The 14,605-nt window shown below is 66.5% G+C and carries 17 protein-coding genes; 6 read left to right on the forward strand and 11 right to left on the reverse strand.

Annotated features, from left to right (window positions below; genetic code table 11):
* Window positions 1–58: 58 nt before the first annotated feature.
* The 4 genes from rpoN to ACHMWQ_RS03835 all read left to right on the forward strand — a co-directional run bounded on the left by rpoN (window position 59) and on the right by ACHMWQ_RS03835 (window position 3,702).
* A complete protein-coding gene (gene rpoN / locus ACHMWQ_RS03820; protein ID WP_396306444.1) occupies window positions 59–1,606 on the forward strand; it encodes an RNA polymerase factor sigma-54 in 1,548 nt (515 codons plus the stop codon).
* A 272-nt stretch (window positions 1,607–1,878) separates the two neighbouring features.
* Complete coding sequence (gene hpf, locus ACHMWQ_RS03825; protein WP_354553168.1) at window positions 1,879–2,469, forward strand: ribosome hibernation-promoting factor, HPF/YfiA family; 591 nt, start codon at window positions 1,879–1,881, stop codon at window positions 2,467–2,469.
* Between the two features lie 97 nt (window positions 2,470–2,566).
* The gene (ptsN, locus tag ACHMWQ_RS03830) at window positions 2,567–3,043 is read left to right on the forward strand and encodes a PTS IIA-like nitrogen regulatory protein PtsN (RefSeq protein WP_396306445.1); all 477 of its coding nucleotides are present in this window, start codon (window positions 2,567–2,569) and stop codon (window positions 3,041–3,043) included.
* A gap of 101 nt (window positions 3,044–3,144) precedes the next feature.
* Window positions 3,145–3,702 carry a DUF3833 family protein gene (locus tag ACHMWQ_RS03835; protein WP_396306446.1) on the forward strand — a complete coding sequence of 186 codons (558 nt, stop codon included), beginning with the start codon at window positions 3,145–3,147 and terminating at the stop codon, window positions 3,700–3,702.
* Window positions 3,703–3,716: 14 nt separating this feature from the next.
* Here ACHMWQ_RS03835 and ACHMWQ_RS03840 read toward each other — a convergent pair whose 3' ends face one another.
* Window positions 3,717–4,163: a MarR family winged helix-turn-helix transcriptional regulator gene (locus ACHMWQ_RS03840; protein WP_396306447.1), complete on the reverse strand. Its 447-nt coding sequence runs from the start codon at window positions 4,161–4,163 to the stop codon at window positions 3,717–3,719.
* 155 nt (window positions 4,164–4,318) lie between these two features.
* On the opposite strand from ACHMWQ_RS03840, the gene ACHMWQ_RS03845 reads away from it, so the two are divergent.
* Entirely contained in the window at window positions 4,319–5,029 is a 711-nt protein-coding gene (locus tag ACHMWQ_RS03845; protein WP_396306448.1) for a DUF1428 domain-containing protein, read from the forward strand.
* A 49-nt stretch (window positions 5,030–5,078) separates the two neighbouring features.
* On the opposite strand, the gene ACHMWQ_RS03850 is transcribed toward ACHMWQ_RS03845, so the two are convergent.
* The 8 genes from ACHMWQ_RS03850 to ACHMWQ_RS03885 all read right to left on the reverse strand — a co-directional run bounded on the left by ACHMWQ_RS03850 (window position 5,079) and on the right by ACHMWQ_RS03885 (window position 11,031).
* Window positions 5,079–5,705, reverse strand: coding sequence for an ATP-dependent Clp protease proteolytic subunit (locus tag ACHMWQ_RS03850; RefSeq protein ID WP_396306449.1), 627 nt, complete (start codon window positions 5,703–5,705; stop codon window positions 5,079–5,081).
* Window positions 5,706–5,750: 45 nt separating this feature from the next.
* A complete protein-coding gene (locus ACHMWQ_RS03855) occupies window positions 5,751–6,122 on the reverse strand; it encodes an SRPBCC domain-containing protein (RefSeq protein WP_396306450.1) in 372 nt (123 codons plus the stop codon).
* On the reverse strand, window positions 6,119–6,433 hold the full coding sequence (locus tag ACHMWQ_RS03860; RefSeq protein ID WP_396306451.1) for an ArsR/SmtB family transcription factor: 315 nt from the start codon (window positions 6,431–6,433) through the stop codon (window positions 6,119–6,121). Before ACHMWQ_RS03860 ends, ACHMWQ_RS03855 begins: the two co-directional genes overlap by 4 nt.
* A gap of 139 nt (window positions 6,434–6,572) precedes the next feature.
* On the reverse strand, window positions 6,573–7,610 hold the full coding sequence (locus ACHMWQ_RS03865; RefSeq protein ID WP_396309380.1) for a sulfate/molybdate ABC transporter ATP-binding protein: 1,038 nt from the start codon (window positions 7,608–7,610) through the stop codon (window positions 6,573–6,575).
* A 64-nt stretch (window positions 7,611–7,674) separates the two neighbouring features.
* Window positions 7,675–8,568, reverse strand: coding sequence for a sulfate ABC transporter permease subunit CysW (gene cysW / locus ACHMWQ_RS03870; protein ID WP_396306452.1), 894 nt, complete (start codon window positions 8,566–8,568; stop codon window positions 7,675–7,677).
* Window positions 8,561–9,409: a sulfate ABC transporter permease subunit CysT gene (cysT, locus tag ACHMWQ_RS03875; protein WP_354553182.1), complete on the reverse strand. Its 849-nt coding sequence runs from the start codon at window positions 9,407–9,409 to the stop codon at window positions 8,561–8,563. Before cysT ends, cysW begins: the two co-directional genes overlap by 8 nt.
* Before the next feature lie 10 nt (window positions 9,410–9,419).
* On the reverse strand, window positions 9,420–10,457 hold the full coding sequence (locus ACHMWQ_RS03880; protein WP_396306453.1) for a sulfate ABC transporter substrate-binding protein: 1,038 nt from the start codon (window positions 10,455–10,457) through the stop codon (window positions 9,420–9,422).
* A gap of 100 nt (window positions 10,458–10,557) precedes the next feature.
* Entirely contained in the window at window positions 10,558–11,031 is a 474-nt protein-coding gene (locus ACHMWQ_RS03885; protein WP_354553185.1) for an Rrf2 family transcriptional regulator, read from the reverse strand.
* Between the two features lie 135 nt (window positions 11,032–11,166).
* Between ACHMWQ_RS03885 and ACHMWQ_RS03890 the strand changes: the two genes are divergently transcribed.
* Window positions 11,167–12,141, forward strand: coding sequence for an SDR family NAD(P)-dependent oxidoreductase (locus ACHMWQ_RS03890; RefSeq protein WP_396306454.1), 975 nt, complete (start codon window positions 11,167–11,169; stop codon window positions 12,139–12,141).
* 277 nt (window positions 12,142–12,418) lie between these two features.
* Here the strand turns inward: ACHMWQ_RS03890 and ACHMWQ_RS03895 are convergent, their stop codons facing one another.
* Window positions 12,419–13,534: a mannitol dehydrogenase family protein gene (locus ACHMWQ_RS03895; RefSeq protein ID WP_396306455.1), complete on the reverse strand. Its 1,116-nt coding sequence runs from the start codon at window positions 13,532–13,534 to the stop codon at window positions 12,419–12,421.
* 16 nt (window positions 13,535–13,550) lie between these two features.
* Window positions 13,551–14,585 carry a DUF1624 domain-containing protein gene (locus ACHMWQ_RS03900; protein WP_396306456.1) on the reverse strand — a complete coding sequence of 345 codons (1,035 nt, stop codon included), beginning with the start codon at window positions 14,583–14,585 and terminating at the stop codon, window positions 13,551–13,553.
* Window positions 14,586–14,605 lie beyond the last annotated feature (20 nt).

Genomic DNA, 14,605 nt, shown 5'->3' on the forward strand with positions numbered 1-14,605 from the left:
AGGTCCGCGGCCATAAGGCAAAAAGCCTTGGACCACATCCGGGATTCGCTGCCGAAGAATGGCTCTTTCACAAAAACTACTGCTTCGGCAGAGCCAGTCCCTGGTGATGACACCGCAGCTGATGCAGGCCATCAAGCTGCTCCAGCTTTCCAATCTCGACCTCGTCGCCTATGTCGATGCCGAACTCGAGCGCAATCCGCTGCTCGAGCGCGACGAGCGGGACGACAGCGCCGGCATCGCGCTTCCCGCCGAGAGCGCTTCGGACGCCGCCGAGGATCGCGACGTCGCGGGCGATGTCGCCGACGAGCGGCCGGATTGGCTGGAGACCCGGCTGGAGGTCTCGCCCGACGCGATCGCCGAGCGGCTCGATACCGACCTCGCCAATGTCTTTCCCGACGACCACGGCGCCCCGGCGGGCGAGGGCGCCGCGATGCCGGCAGCCGACCCCTGGGCGACGCCGTCCGACCGCCATTCGGTCAGCAGCGACGACTACAACCTCGAAGCCTTCGTCGCCGAGGAGAAGTCGCTGGCCGGCGCGCTGGGCGACCAGCTCGGCCTCGCCGTCACCGACCCGACGCTGCGGCTGATCGGCCAGGCGCTGATCGACGAGGTCGACGAGGCCGGCTACATGCGCGGCAGCCTGGATGCCGTCGCGACGCGGCTGGGCGCGCCGCTGGCGCTGGTCGAGCGGGTTCTGGCCATCCTGCAGACCTTCGAGCCGACGGGCGTCTGCGCCCGGGATTTGGCCGATTGCCTGGCCATCCAGCTTCGCGAGCGCGGCCGCTACGATCCCGCCATGGCGATCCTGCTCGCCCATCTCGATCTCGTCGCCCGCCGCGACCATGCGGGCTTGAAGCGGCTTTGCGGCGTCGATGACGAGGATCTGGCCGAGATGCTGCGCGAAGTGCGCGCCCTCAACCCCAAGCCCGGCAGCGCCTTCGGCTCGGCGCCGATCCATCCGGTGGTGCCGGACGTGGTCGTGCGCGCCGCGCCGGATGGCAGCTGGCGCATCGAGCTCAATACCGACACGCTGCCGCGCGTGCTGGTCAACCAGAGCTACTACGCCAATGTCGCGCGCCATTCGAAGGGCGAGGACCGCACCTATCTGAGCGAATGCCTGCAGACCGCCAACTGGCTGGTGAAGAGCCTGGACCAGCGGGCCAAGACGATCCTGAAGGTGGCGACCGAGATCGTGCGTCAGCAGGACGCCTTCCTGGCCCAGGGCGTGGCGCATCTGCGTCCGCTCAACCTGAAGACGGTAGCCGAGGCGATCGCAATGCACGAATCGACCGTCTCGCGCGTCACCTCGAACAAGTACATGGCGACGCCGCGCGGCGTGTTTGAACTGAAATATTTCTTCACCGCCTCGATCGCTTCGTCGGAGGGCGGCGAGGCGCATTCGGCCGAGGCCGTGCGCCACCGCATCAAGGCGCTGATCGACGGCGAGACACCGGATGATGTTCTTTCCGACGATACGCTCGTCAAGATGCTGCGTGATTCCGGCATCGACATCGCGCGGCGCACCGTCGCCAAGTACCGCGAAGCGTTGCGGATTCCCTCGTCGGTACAGCGCCGCCGCGAAAAGCAAGCCCTTCTGGCGACTTAAAGTTTAGCCGTCTGCCCTTGCCTTGGGACCGTAGAAGGACCAGCTTCAAGACATGGCGGCTGTTGCCGGGCGGCCTTTCTTGACTTCCCGGCATGCTGTCACTAGAAGGGCGCGGCGCCAACGGCAGCCGAGGCCTCTGAGCCGGGAGGATATCGGCTCGAAGTCGGCAGGCCTTGGTGACGCCGGAACGCGACGTGCCCGACGGGGCTGCTTCACGCGAATGCGCGAGGGAGCCTCGGTTCGCAACGACGACCAAGGGGTACGAGAAATCCATGTCTCTGCGCATCTCCGGTAAGAATATCGAAATCAGCGACGCCTACCGCACCCATGTGGAGGGCCGCGTTGGTGACGCGATCGGCAAGTATTTCGCCGGCGGCTTCTCGGGCCGCGTCGTCTTGGAGCGTGATGGAACCGGCTATCGCGTTGACTGTGCCCTGCATCTCGATAGCGGGGCGGATTTGCACGCCGAGGGACGTGGGCACGAGATCTACCCGACCTTTGACCAGGCCGCGGAGCGGATCGAAAAGCAGTTGCGGCGCTACAAGCGCAAGCTGAAGGATCATCATCCGCGCAACGGCGCGGCGGATATCGACGCCAACTACACCGTTCTGGCGGCGACGCCCGACGAGGACGAGGAACTGGCGGCCGACTACAACCCGATGGTCATCGCCGAGGAAACGAAGGCCCTGCGGACGATGTCGGTATCCGGCGCCGTGATGGCGATGGATCTGGCGCAGTCGCAGGTCGTGGTGTTCCGGCATGCCGGGCATGGTGGCGTGAACATCGTCTACCGCCGGCGCGACGGCAACATTGGGTGGATCGACCCGGCCCAGGCCGGCAAAGGGGATTCCGTCGTCAGCTGATTCCGCGTAAACTCGGAATGGATTTTCGGCGCGCTCGGGGAGTGCGCCGAAACGACGGGTCTTGAAGGTTTGAACCGAGGCATTTTTGAACCAAGTCATGGACCTCAGTGATCTCATCAGCCAGGACGCCATCGTCCCGGCCCTGAAAGCCAATGGCAAAAAGCAGGCTCTTCAGGAACTGGCCGAAAAGGCTGCGAAACTGACCGGTCTCGACGAACGGCAGATCTTCGACACCCTGCTGCAGCGCGAGCGCCTCGGCTCGACCGGCGTCGGCAACGGCATCGCGATCCCGCATGGCAAGCTGCAGCAGCTGACGCGGATCTATGGCGTGTTCGCCCGCCTTCCCAAGCCGATCGATTTCGAATCGCTCGACGACCAGCCGGTCGACCTGATCTTCCTGTTGCTGGCGCCGGAAAATGCCGGCGCCGACCATCTGAAGGCGCTCGCCCGCATTGCGCGCCTCCTGCGCGAGCCTGGCCTCGCCAACAAGCTGCGCGCCTCGAGCGATCAGTCGGCGCTGTTTGCCGTGCTGACCGAGAGCGCCGCCTCCGCGCCCGTCAGCGCCTCGAGCTGACCTTCGGCGCGATTGCGCCGCGCCATGGCTGACGAAACCACAAAACTCAGGCTAGACTGGCTCCGGGCAGGGACATCGGGTTCATGCACGGGGCCTTTTCCATGAAGATCGCGCATCCTCTCGTCCTCCTGCTGGCGCTGCTGCTTTCGGGCGCCGGGCTTGGCGCCGCCCAGGCCGGGCCGACGCTGGAAGAGGCGTTCCGCGGCGAGGCGACGGGCGTCGGCCGCTTCAAGAGCCAGCTCGCTGGGGTCGATCGCGGCTTCGTCGTCACCACCAAGGGGCGCGGCGCCGGCGGCAAGTTCGTGCTCGACCAGGTCTTCCGCTTCGACAATGGCGCGCTCGACCGCCGCACCTGGCATTTCCGCAAGACCGGCCCCAACACCTATGTCGGCACGCGCGACGATGTCGTCGGCACGGCCAAGGTCGTGGTGGGCGAGGATGCCATCCGCATGTCCTACGACCTGATTACGCGCGGCAAGAATGGCAGCAAGCTGCAGCTGCATTTCGAGGATACGATCCGCCGCACCGGCCGCGACAGCATCGTCAACAAGGGCGTCATCTCGATGCTCGGCATGACGGTGGGCTCGGTCGACGTCGCCTTCCAGCGCCAGAAGAGCCTGCGCAAGCGCGGCCGCGCCGAAGAGCTGGCCCGCCAGTAGCGCCGCCGCCTCTCCTAGGCCAGTGCCATCAGGCCGGCGCGCAGAAGATCTGCCACGCCCTCGCCGAGCGGCGCCTCGACCTCGGCATGCGTCTGCTGCCAGATCGGCAAAGCGGCGGCCAGCACGGCCCGGCCGGAATCGGTCAACGCCAGGCGGCGGCTGCGCCGATCTTCCGGGTCGACGGCGGTGCTCAGGAAGCCCTGCCGCTCCAGCGGCTTCAGATTGGCGGTCAGCGTCGTGCGGTCCATGGCGAGCAGCGCCGCCACGGCGCCGATCGACGGCGGCTGCGGCCGGTTCAGCGACATCAGCAGCGAGAACTGGCCGCTCGTCAGGCCGACGGGCCGCAACGCCTCGTCGAAGCGGCGCGCCAGGGCGCGGGCGGCGCGCTGGGCGGCCAGGCACAGGCAATGATCGCGGACATGCAGCGTGGTTGAGAAGGGCACGGGGCCGGCGTTTGACATGCCTTTCTTATGTTGATATCAACCTAAATTGTCAATCGGACAATCCATCACGAAAGCCGTTGTCCACCGGGGGCGCGCCGAGGCGCCGGAGGCCCGGCAAGGGAAGACGCGGGAGAACGACCCGCCAAGCGGGATGATCAGGAGGAGATCGAACCATGACCTATATCGAGGGATTCGTGGTGGCCGTTCCGGCTGCCAACAAGGAAGCCTATCGCAAGCATGCCGCCGACGCGGCGGCCTTCGTCAAGGAACATGGCGTCACCCGGATGGTCGAGACCTGGGGCGACGACGTGCCAGACGGCAAGGTCACCGATTTCAAGGGCGCCGTGCAGGCTGAGCCCGACGAGGTCATCGTCTTCTCCTGGTTCGAATATCCCGACCGCGCGACGCGCGATGCCTGCAACAAGAAGATGATGAGCGATCCGCGCATGGAAGCGATGGGAAGCTCGATGCCCTTCGACGCCAAGCGGATGATCTTTGGCGGCTTCGAAGCGTTCCTGGATGACGGTCGGCCCGGCAAGCCCGGCTATGTCGACGGCATCCTGATCGCCGTGCCGGAGGCCAACAAGGAGGCCTATCTCGCGCTCGCCTCGAAGACGGCGCCGATGTTCCGCGAACATGGCGCGTCGCGCGTCGTCGAAACCTGGGCCGATGACGTGCCGGACGGCAAGGTCACCGATTTCCGCCGCGCGGTGAAGGCGACCGACGGCGAGAAGGTCGTCTATTCCTGGATCGAATGGCCGAGCAAGGAAGCCCGCAATGCCGGCTGGGAGAAGGTGATGGCCGATCCGCGCATGCGGTTCGACATGCCGTTCGACGGCCAGCGCATGATCTATGGCGGCTTCGCGCCGATCCTCGACGTGTGAGTGACGAACGGCGGCGGCAACCTGCCGCCGCACCTTCCCGGGAGCGCCGTCACGGCGCCGACAGCATCGCCTCCGCCCGATCGTCGCGCTCGGTCAGGACGCGGTCGATGAGCCCCCATTCCAGCGCCTCCTCGGCGGTCAGGAATCGGTCCCGATCCATCGCAGCCTCAAGCTCTCCATAGCTGCGTCCGCAGTGCTCGGCGTAGAGCCGTGTCAGGCGATGCTTGGTTCGCTGGATTTCCTCGGCGTGGATGAGGATGTCCGACGCTTGCCCCTGGAATCCGCCAAGCGGCTGGTGGATGTGGATGCTCGCATTGGGCAAGGCGGCGCGCTGGCCGGGCTCGCCCGCCATCAGCAGGAAGGACCCCATCGACCGGGCGGTGCCCATGCAGAGGGTGTGCACGGGCGCCCGGATGTAGCGCATGGTGTCGTACATGGCGAGGCCGCTGGTAACCACGCCGCCCGGCGAATTGATATAGAGCTGGATGGGACGACGGGAGTTTTCCGCCTCCAGAAACAGAAGTTGCGCGCAGACGAGCGCGGACACGGTGTCGTTGACCTCGCCGTTCAGAAAGATGATCCGCTCGCGCAGGAGGCGGGAGTAGATGTCGAAGGACCGCTCCCCGCGGCTGGATTGTTCGACCACCATAGGGACGAGTTGCATCGCTTCGCGCATTGGCGAATTCCTTCCGTTTTGAAAAGCCTTGGTTGGGCCGGCGGGTCAGGCCGCGCGCAGGCTGCAGACGGCGTTGCCGTTCGCGGCGCTTTGCGGACGCAGCCATTGTCGCGCGTCCGTCAGACCGTGGACGATCCGCAACCGGGTGCCGCCCGTTTCATTGGGGCTGAGCTGGAAGGTGACGACGCTGTCGAGAAAAGGCGGTTCGGTCTCCCGCATCCCGTAGCGAATCTCTTCGCCCGGCGTCGAAGAGACCGGCTCTGCGTCGGCCAGGCTGCCCTTCGGCAGCCATTTCTCGCGAAGGGCGGGGATGCTGATGGCCCGCCAGACCTTTTCCGGCGGCGCGTCGAGTTCGTATTCGAGCACCAGAACGTTCGTCCGTCGTCCGGCCTGCTCTTTGGTCTCGATGTCGCTCATGGGTCCATCTCCCTCAGCAAGGCCTTGAGATCGTCGATGCGCGCGGGCCAGTAGGCGCGATATCTAGCCAGCCATGCGCCGATCAGCGCCAGGCCCTCGGGGTCGACCTCGTAATGCATGAAGCGGCCCTGCCGCTCTTCCCGCACCAATTTCGCCTGGCGCAGGACCGACAGGTGCTGGGACATGGCCGGCTGGCTGATCGCCATGCCCTGCCGCAAGGCGCTGGCGTTCATGCCGCCTGCCGCCAGCTTTTCGAAGATGGCGCAACGGGTCGGATCGGCCAGGGCCTTGAAGATCGCAGACTCAATCATGCCGTTACATAAGCGTACACTTATGTGATTCGCAAGCACGAAACGGCGACCGCTTTCCGGCTAGAGCGGTCGGGAGATCGACGGACGGACGCCCAGCGGGCGCGCAGAAAAGATAGGATATCCGTGCCCGCGAGGCGACCTAGCGCGGAAAGATCCGCCAGCGATGCGGGCGGAAGGCGATCTGGTTGCCGGTAAGGCGGCTGTGGTCGACGGGCATGTCGATCTCCACGCGATGCTTGTCCGCGCCGACTTCGAGCTCGAGCCGGCGGGCGCCGCCATGCCGGCGCTCGGTGACGATCGTGCCGGTGATCGCCGGGCCACCATCCTCGACGATCGAGACGTCATGCGGCCGGAAGCCGAGCGTGGCCGTGCCGGAGGGCGCGCCGAGGCCGGAGAGGTCGAGCGGCCGGCCATCCAGCTGTACGGCGCCGTCGACGACGGTGACCGGCAGGAACGAGGATTCGCCGATGAACTCGAACACGAAGGGGCTGGCGGGCGCGTCATAGATCTCGTCCGGCGTGCCGACCTGCTCGATGCGGCCCTTCGACATGACGACGACGCGGTCGGCAAGCTCCAGCGCCTCTTCCTGGTCGTGCGTGACGAAGAAGGTGGTGTGGCCGGTCTGGTCGTGGATCTCGCGCAGCCAGCGGCGCAGATCCTTGCGGACCTGCGCGTCGAGCGCGCCAAAGGGCTCGTCGAGCAGCAGCACGCGCGGCTCGATCGCCAGCGCCCGGGCGAGCGCCACGCGCTGGCGCTGGCCGCCCGAGAGCTGCGAGGGATAGCGCTTGTCGAGGCCGGTGAGCTGGACCAGGTCGAGCAGATGCAGCACACGCTTGCGGATCTCGGCCTTGGGCGGGCGCTCGCCGCGCGGCCGCACCGTCAGGCCGAAGGCGATGTTCTGGAACACCGTCATGTGACGGAACAGCGCGTAATGCTGGAACACGAAGCCGACATTGCGGTCCTGCACCGAAAGGCCCAGCGCATCGTCGCCGCCGAACAGCACGCGGCCGGCGGTCGGCGCGTCGAGGCCGGCGAGGATCCTGAGCAGCGTCGTCTTGCCGGAGCCGGACGGGCCCAGCAGCGCCACCAGCTCGCCCGCCTTGACGTCGAGCGAGACGCCATGCAGCGCCGGCGTGTCGCCGAACGCCTTCTGGACGTTCTCGATGGTCACGTCGATCGGCGCGCCAAGCGCCACCGAAGCACCCTTGTCGATCGGGGTGATCGCGTTCATTCCAGTTACCTCAGTGGCGGCGCGTCGCGGCGATCTCGTCGGCATAACGCCATTCCAAGACCGACTTGACGACCAGTGTAAAGAGGGCGAGCAGCGCCAGCAGCGAGGCTACGGCGAATGCGGCCGCGAAATTATACTCGTTGTAGAGAATCTCGACATGCAGCGGCATGGTGTTGGTCAGGCCGCGAATGTGGCCGGAAACCACGGAAACCGCGCCGAATTCGCCCATGGCGCGGGCGTTGCAGAGCAGCACGCCATAGAGCAGTGCCCATTTGACGTTGGGCAGGGTCACGCGAAAAAATACCTGGAAGCCGGAGGCGCCGAGCGACAGCGCCGCCTCTTCGTCGCCGCGGCCCTGTTCTTCCATCAGCGGGATCAGTTCGCGCGCCACGAAGGGGAAGGTGACGAAGATCGTCGCCAGCACGATGCCGGGCACCGCGAAGATGACCTGGATGCCCTCGCTCTTCAGCCAGGGGCCGAGCAGGCTCTGCGAACCGAACATCAGGATGTAGATCAGGCCCGCGATCACGGGCGAGACCGAGAAGGGCAGGTCGATCAGCGTGTTGAGCAGGCTCTTGCCCTTGAAGTCGAACTTGGCGATCGCCCAGGAGGCAGCCAGGCCGAAGACGAGGTTGCACGGCACCGAGATCGCCGCAACCAGCAGGGTCAGGCGGATGGCGGCGGCCGCGTCCGGCTCGAAGATCGCCTCGGCGAAGGCCGGCATGCCGCCGCGAAACGCCTCGACGAAGACGGCGACGACCGGCATGACCAGGAACAGGCCGAGAAACGCCAGCGAGACCAGGATCAGCGCGACGCGGACGCGCTTGCGCTCCATCGTCACCGGACGGAAGCGGATCGCCGAGGCTCCCGGCAGGCGGGCGGTGGTGAAGGCTTCGTCAGACATCGCCATATCTCCGCCGGCTCCAGCTCTGGATCAGGTTGATCGCGAGCAGGACCAGGAATGATGCGATCAGCATCAGCACGGCGATCGTCGTCGCGCCGGAATAGGAGAATTCCTCCAGCTTGATGACGATCAGCAGCGGCGCGATCTCGGTCTTGTAGGGGCTGTTGCCGGCGATGAAGATCACCGAGCCGTATTCGCCGACCGCGCGGGCGAAGGCGAGCGCGAAGCCGGTCAGCAGCGCCGGCCACAGCGCCGGCATGACGACCCGGCGCACCGTCTGGCGGCGGTTGGCGCCGAGCGTCGCCGCGACTTCCTCGACCTCGCGGTTGAGGTCCTCCAGCACCGGCTGCACGCTGCGCACGACGAAGGGCAGGCCGATGAAGATCAGCGCGATGATGATGCCGGTCTGCGAATAGGCGATGCGGATGCCGAGCGGCGCCAGCCAGGCGCCGATCCAGCCATTCGGCGCATAGAGCGTCGTCAGCGCGATGCCGGCGACGGCGGTCGGCAGCGCGAAGGGCAGGTCGATGACGGCGTCGATCAGGCGACGGCCGGGAAACTCGTAGCGCACCAGGATCCAGGCGAGGATCATGCCGAAGACGAGATTGACCAGGGCGGCGACGAAGGACGTCGTGAAGGACAGGCGCAGCGCCGCGAGCGTGCGCGGATCGGTCGAGATGCGGATGAACTCGTCGAGACCGCCGCTGGCCGAGCGCCAGAACAGGCCGGCGAGCGGGATCAGCACGATCAGGCTGAGATAGGTCAACGTGACGCCGAGCGCCAACCCGAAGCCCGGGATGACGCTCGACTTCCTGACCGATGCGATGGTCGTTGCGGCCATCTGGATCCGTTCAGTTCGGCTTGTAGATCTGGTCGAAGATGCCGCCATCGCCGAAATGCTCCGGCTGGGCCTTGGCCCATCCGCCGAATTGCGGGTCGTCGATGGTCACGAGGTCGAGCTTGGGGAACCGCGCCAGCAGCGCTGCGTCGACGGTTTCCGGCTTGGACGGGCGATAATAGTTCTTCGCCGCGATCGTCTGGCCTTCAGGCGAATAGAGATAGGTCAGGTAGGCTTCGGCTGCCTTGCGGCTGCCCTTGGCATCGACATTGGCGTCGACCAGCGCGACCGGGGGCTCGGCCAGGATCGAGAGCGGCGGCACGACGATGTCGAACTTGTCGGGGCCGAGTTCCTCCAGCGCCAGGAAGGCCTCGTTCTCCCAGGCAAGCAGCACGTCGCCGATGCCGCGCTGGGCGAAGGTGGTGGTCGAGCCGCGCGCGCCGGTATCGAGCACGGGGACGTGCTTGTACAGCGTCGAGACGTATTCCTTGGTCTTTTCCGGATCGTTGCCGAACGCCTTGTTGGCATAGGCCCAGGCCGCCAGATAATTCCAGCGCGCACCGCCCGAGGTCTTCGGGTTGGGGGTGATGACCTCGACGCCGTCCTTGACCAGGTCGCCCCAGTCGGCGATGCCCTTCGGATTGCCCTTGCGGACCAGGAAGACGATGGTCGAGGTGTAGGGGGAGGAATTGTGCGGCAGGCGACCGCGCCAATCGGCCGGGATCTTGCCCGTCGCTTTGGCGATCGCGTCGATATCGGCTTCGAGCGCCAGCGTCACGACATCCGCGTCGAGCCCGTCGATGACCGAGCGCGCCTGCTTGCCGGAGCCGCCATGCGACTGCTGGATGGTGACCGTCTCGCCGGTCTCCGCCTTCCAGTGCGCGGCGAAGGCGGCGTTGTAGGCCTTGTAGAGCTCGCGGGTCGGGTCATAGCTGACGTTGAGCAGCGACACGTCGGCCAGCGCCGGCGTCACAACCATCGCCACGCCGGCGACGAGGGCGGCAAGCCCGGGTCGGAGGCGGCGGACAAGCGTGGATATCGGGCGGACCATCGTGTGCTCCCTGATCGATGACCCCATTATCTCGACATAGGCGCTCGACAATTTCAAACCACGCAACGCCTTCTGTTAGAGCCGTTCTAGAAAATCCTTCCTAGATCCGGCCCCCAGCAGAAACGATGTCGCGGGAGATGTCCAGATCTACCGGATCCGCCTCATGCCCCAGCGCGTCCGCCAGCGTCGTGGCCTCGAAGGCCTGGAGCTGGGTCTCATAGGGGCCGGCGAACATGCGGCGGACCGCGCAGGCGGCCTCGTCCGGGCAGTCGGCGCAGGGCTGGTAGGCGGTGCGGGAAATGCAGGAGAGGGGCGCGATCGGCCCGTCTATGGCGCGCAGGACCTGGCCGATCGTGACCTCGCCGGGCTGCTTGATCATGACATAGCCGCCGGCGCGGCCCCGCCGGCTGGCGATGATGCCGCGATGTTTCAGGTCGAGCAGGATATGCTCGAGAAACTTGCGCGGCACGCCGGCCTGCCGGGCGATGTCGTCGATCTGCGTCGTCTCGCCCTGGGGCTGCTTGGCGAGATGGATCAGCGCCTTGAATGCGTATTTGGCCTTCTGCGAAATCATCCGACGTCCAGCATCCTTTCGCACCGGGGCGGCGCGCTCCTGTCATAGCGGATCGGCGCAAGGAATGAAACGAAAGCTCGCGAAAAGCCGGGCGAAGCCTTTGTCGGCAGCGGCAAATCAGCTAAGTCCTGAAGCATGAAAATGCTGATCACCGGTGCGGCGGGCTTCATCGGCTCGCAGGTTGCGAAGGCGGCCCTCGAGCGCGGCGACGCCGTGATCGGCGTCGACAACATGAACGCCTATTACGACCCGGCGCTGAAACAGGCCCGGCTCGACCGGCTGGCGGCACACCGGCATTTCGAATTCGTCGAGGCCAGCGTCAGCGACATGGCGGCGATGGAGCGGCTGGTCACCACCCATGCCGACATCGAGGCGGTGGTGCATCTCGCAGCCCAGGCGGGCGTGGCCTATTCGATCGAGAACCCGCTCGCCTATGCCGACGCCAACGTCACCGGCCAGGTGGTGATGTTCGAGGCCGCGCTGCGCCTGCCACGCCTGCGCCATGTCGTCTATGCCTCGTCTTCCTCGGTCTATGGCCTGAACGAGGACGTGCCGTTTCGCGAAAGCGACCGGGTCGACCGGCCCGCCTCGCTCTATGCCGCGACCAAGCGCGCCGGCGAGCTGATCGCCCATTCCTATGCCAATGTTCAGGGCATCGCCTCGACGGGCCTGCGCTTCTTCACCGTCTACGGCCCCTGGGGCCGGCCGGACATGGCGCCGTGGCTGTTCACCAGCGCCATCCTCGAGGGGCGGCCGATCACCGTCTACAACAATGGCGCGATGCAGCGCGATTTCACCTTCATCGACGACATCGTCGCCGGCGTGCTGGGCGCGGTCGACCGCCACCCCGAGCGGGCGGAAAACCGCATCTTCAACCTCGGCAACAACCAGCCGGTGGCGCTGATGGATTTCATCGCCACGATCGAGCGGGCGACGGGCCGCAAGGCCGAGATCAATTTCGCGCCGATGCGCAAGGCCGATGTCGAGACCACCTTCGCCAATATCGACCTCGCCACTTCCGAGCTCGGCTTCGCGCCCAAAACCTCGATCGACGAGGGCATGGACCGCTTCGTCGATTGGTATCGCGGGTATAACGCCCGGCCGGATTGAGGGGTCTGTCCTCGGGCGCTAGTCCGGTGGGCGGCATGCGTGACGCGGGCGCCGTTGCTGCCTCCTATGGCTCCGCCATCATCCTGAGGTGCTTCGCGTGAGCGAAGCCTCGAAGGAGGCTCCAGCCGAGCACAGCGGGAGGCGGACAACGCCGCCGGCAATCCACATCGGGTGAGTTCGCTGGACCCTCCTTCGAGGCCCGGCCTTGCCGGGTGCCTCAGGATGATGATCCAGCTTGGGAGACGAGGGTCGGCGACCGGCCGATCCTCTCCGCCCGCTACCCGATGCTGGAGGCCAAAATCGCGTCGAGGCGCGCTGTCGGCAGGTCGAGGCCGAGCTCGCGCTTCCACGCCAGCAGGCCGCCGATGCGGCGGCGCTTCTTTTCGGCATGGTTGCCGAAAATCTCGGCCAGACGGTGGGCGAGGAAGGGGTTTTCGAACCGCTCCAGCACGCTCGCCCGATATTCCGGCGCCTCATGGATGCCGCCGGCGGCAAAGATCGGCAGCACTTCGGCGTCATAGATCGCATCGAGCTTTTCGCGCACGACCGGATCGGCAAGGCTCTCGCGCACCAGCTCGCCTTCCGGCCGGTAGGTCTCCCGCCAGCCTTCGGCCAGCACGGTATGGCCGAGATTGAGAATGAACAGCTTCAGCCGCTCATAGACGGCGAGGTCGTCGACCATGCGCACGTCCGGATGGAGGCAGGGCGCGACGAGCCCCGGCTGCTTCTCGATCGCCCAGAGCGCATAGGGTTCGGCCACCGCGCCGGCCGGTTCGATCGGCTCGGAGACGATGCGGTCGACCAGCGAATTGGCGAAGATGCAGGTGTCGAGCCAGGCCACGAATTCCGCCGGCAGTTCGTTCTCGTCGGCGAGCGTCATGAGCAGCGCCTTGAGCACGTCGCCATTGCGCGGGATCAGCTCGCAGGGAAACAGCGTCAGCGGCGCGCCCTTCGCCTGCCATCTGGCGAGCAGGAGCTTCAGGAGCTTGAGCGGGAAGGCGCGCGGCACGTCGCTGCCAAGCCTTTCGCCCTCGTTGAGCGCAAAGCCGGCATCCGACGTGTTCGAGATCAGGATCTTCGCCTCCTCGACGACGATGCGCTCGACCTCGTCCCAGTTGTCGACGGCGGAGAGGCCGCGCACCAGCGAGGTGACGCCGACCGTGCGCTCGACCGGGGCGCCATTCTCGATGCCGCGGATGACGATCGGGATCGGCGAACCGTCAAAGGCCTTGAGCCGGCCGGAGCGGGCGCCGGAGGCCGTCGTCTGCACGATGGTGACGGGGCCGACATCCTGACCCTGGTCTCGCGCCTCCGACAGGAAGAGATCGGCATGCGCCTGCAGGAAGCGGCTGGTGCCGAACTGGACGATCGGCGTGCGGACGGGTTCGTTCATGGGGATTCCTTGAAGCTCATTGCAGCGTGCCGGACTCCGGGGTTTCCGGCACGGGAGGGAATGTCTTGGCCGAGCAGACGGCGATCGTCTCCTGCAGCCGGAGGGTCTGGTCCTCGGCCAGGGTGCGCGCCATGAAGGCGGCCATCAGCCCCTTGCCGTTCAGATCGTCGAACACGCAGCCGCAATAGCTCTGGCAATCGGCCGCGCTCTTGCCGACCGCGACGCAGCGATCGGCGCAATCGGCGCGCGCATCTCTTTCCGCGCCGTTCGGCGCGACGATGGCGGCGAGCGCGAAGAAGAGGGCGTAGAGCACCGGCTGGTGGATCAGATAGACGGCGAGCGAATGGCGCCCGCCAAAGGCCAGCCATCTGCCGAGCACGAAGCGCGGCTGCCAGGTGGCGAGCCGCCGGTCCCAGCCCTGCGAAATCGCGAGCTTGGCCAGCGCCATGCCGGCCAGGACCACGCCGAACCAGGGAAAGAGCGGCACATAGTCGAACGAGCCCGGCGGCTTCGGTGCCAGCCCGACCCACCAGAGCGCCGGCTGGGCGAACACCTCGCTTCGATACAGGAAGGGCAGGGCGAAGATGGCGATGGCGGCGAGGAAGACGAGGCGCGGCGGCAGCCGCAGGAAGGCCAGGCCGAGCACGCTTGCCAGCGCGATCTGGTGCAGGATGCCGAAGAAGATCCACCCTTCCGGCATGACGAAATAGGTTGCGGCCGAGACCAGCGCCGCGGCCGCGACGATCATCGCCAGCCGGATCAGATAGGGCCTGGGGCGAAAGCCGTTGCGGGTCGAGAGCACCAGGCTGATGCCGACCAGCATCAGGAACGAGCCGGCGATGGCGCGGGCGAAGATCACCCAGCCGATCGAGGCGCCGGGGTCGAAGCGTACGATATGCAGGAAGGCGACGTCCCACGCGCCATGGAAGATCGCCATGCAGACCAGCGCCACGCCGCGCGCCACGTCGAGGGCGGCGATGCGCGGCGGGCGGGCGATGGCGGTGGAAGCGGCGGCGCGATCGCCCTGCAGGGCCGCGGTTGCCTCATTCATGTGCACGCTCCGCCGATTGA

The sequence above is a fragment of the Kaistia sp. UC242_56 genome, assembly GCF_044452255.1.
GTDB lineage: Bacteria > Pseudomonadota > Alphaproteobacteria > Rhizobiales > Kaistiaceae > Kaistia > Kaistia defluvii_A.

Excerpts from the sequence above, each read along its gene's own strand:
- ACHMWQ_RS03885 (WP_354553185.1), bottom strand. The coding sequence starts at position 11,031 with ATGATTTCGCAGAAGGCCAAATACGCATTCAAGGCGCTGATCCATCTC.
- hpf (WP_354553168.1), top strand. The coding sequence starts at position 1,879 with ATGTCTCTGCGCATCTCCGGTAAGAATATCGAAATCAGCGACGCCTAC.
- ACHMWQ_RS03880 (WP_396306453.1), bottom strand. The coding sequence starts at position 10,457 with ATGGTCCGCCCGATATCCACGCTTGTCCGCCGCCTCCGACCCGGGCTT.
- ACHMWQ_RS03840 (WP_396306447.1), bottom strand. The coding sequence starts at position 4,163 with ATGTCAAACGCCGGCCCCGTGCCCTTCTCAACCACGCTGCATGTCCGC.
- ACHMWQ_RS03860 (WP_396306451.1), bottom strand. The coding sequence starts at position 6,433 with ATGATTGAGTCTGCGATCTTCAAGGCCCTGGCCGATCCGACCCGTTGC.
- ACHMWQ_RS03850 (WP_396306449.1), bottom strand. The coding sequence starts at position 5,705 with ATGCGCGAAGCGATGCAACTCGTCCCTATGGTGGTCGAACAATCCAGC.
- ACHMWQ_RS03845 (WP_396306448.1), top strand. The coding sequence starts at position 4,319 with ATGACCTATATCGAGGGATTCGTGGTGGCCGTTCCGGCTGCCAACAAG.
- ACHMWQ_RS03890 (WP_396306454.1), top strand. The coding sequence starts at position 11,167 with ATGAAAATGCTGATCACCGGTGCGGCGGGCTTCATCGGCTCGCAGGTT.
- ACHMWQ_RS03900 (WP_396306456.1), bottom strand. The coding sequence starts at position 14,585 with ATGAATGAGGCAACCGCGGCCCTGCAGGGCGATCGCGCCGCCGCTTCC.
- cysT (WP_354553182.1), bottom strand. The coding sequence starts at position 9,409 with ATGGCCGCAACGACCATCGCATCGGTCAGGAAGTCGAGCGTCATCCCG.
- ptsN (WP_396306445.1), top strand. The coding sequence starts at position 2,567 with ATGGACCTCAGTGATCTCATCAGCCAGGACGCCATCGTCCCGGCCCTG.
- ACHMWQ_RS03895 (WP_396306455.1), bottom strand. The coding sequence starts at position 13,534 with ATGAACGAACCCGTCCGCACGCCGATCGTCCAGTTCGGCACCAGCCGC.
- ACHMWQ_RS03835 (WP_396306446.1), top strand. The coding sequence starts at position 3,145 with ATGAAGATCGCGCATCCTCTCGTCCTCCTGCTGGCGCTGCTGCTTTCG.
- cysW (WP_396306452.1), bottom strand. The coding sequence starts at position 8,568 with ATGTCTGACGAAGCCTTCACCACCGCCCGCCTGCCGGGAGCCTCGGCG.
- ACHMWQ_RS03855 (WP_396306450.1), bottom strand. The coding sequence starts at position 6,122 with ATGAGCGACATCGAGACCAAAGAGCAGGCCGGACGACGGACGAACGTT.
- rpoN (WP_396306444.1), top strand. The coding sequence starts at position 59 with ATGGCTCTTTCACAAAAACTACTGCTTCGGCAGAGCCAGTCCCTGGTG.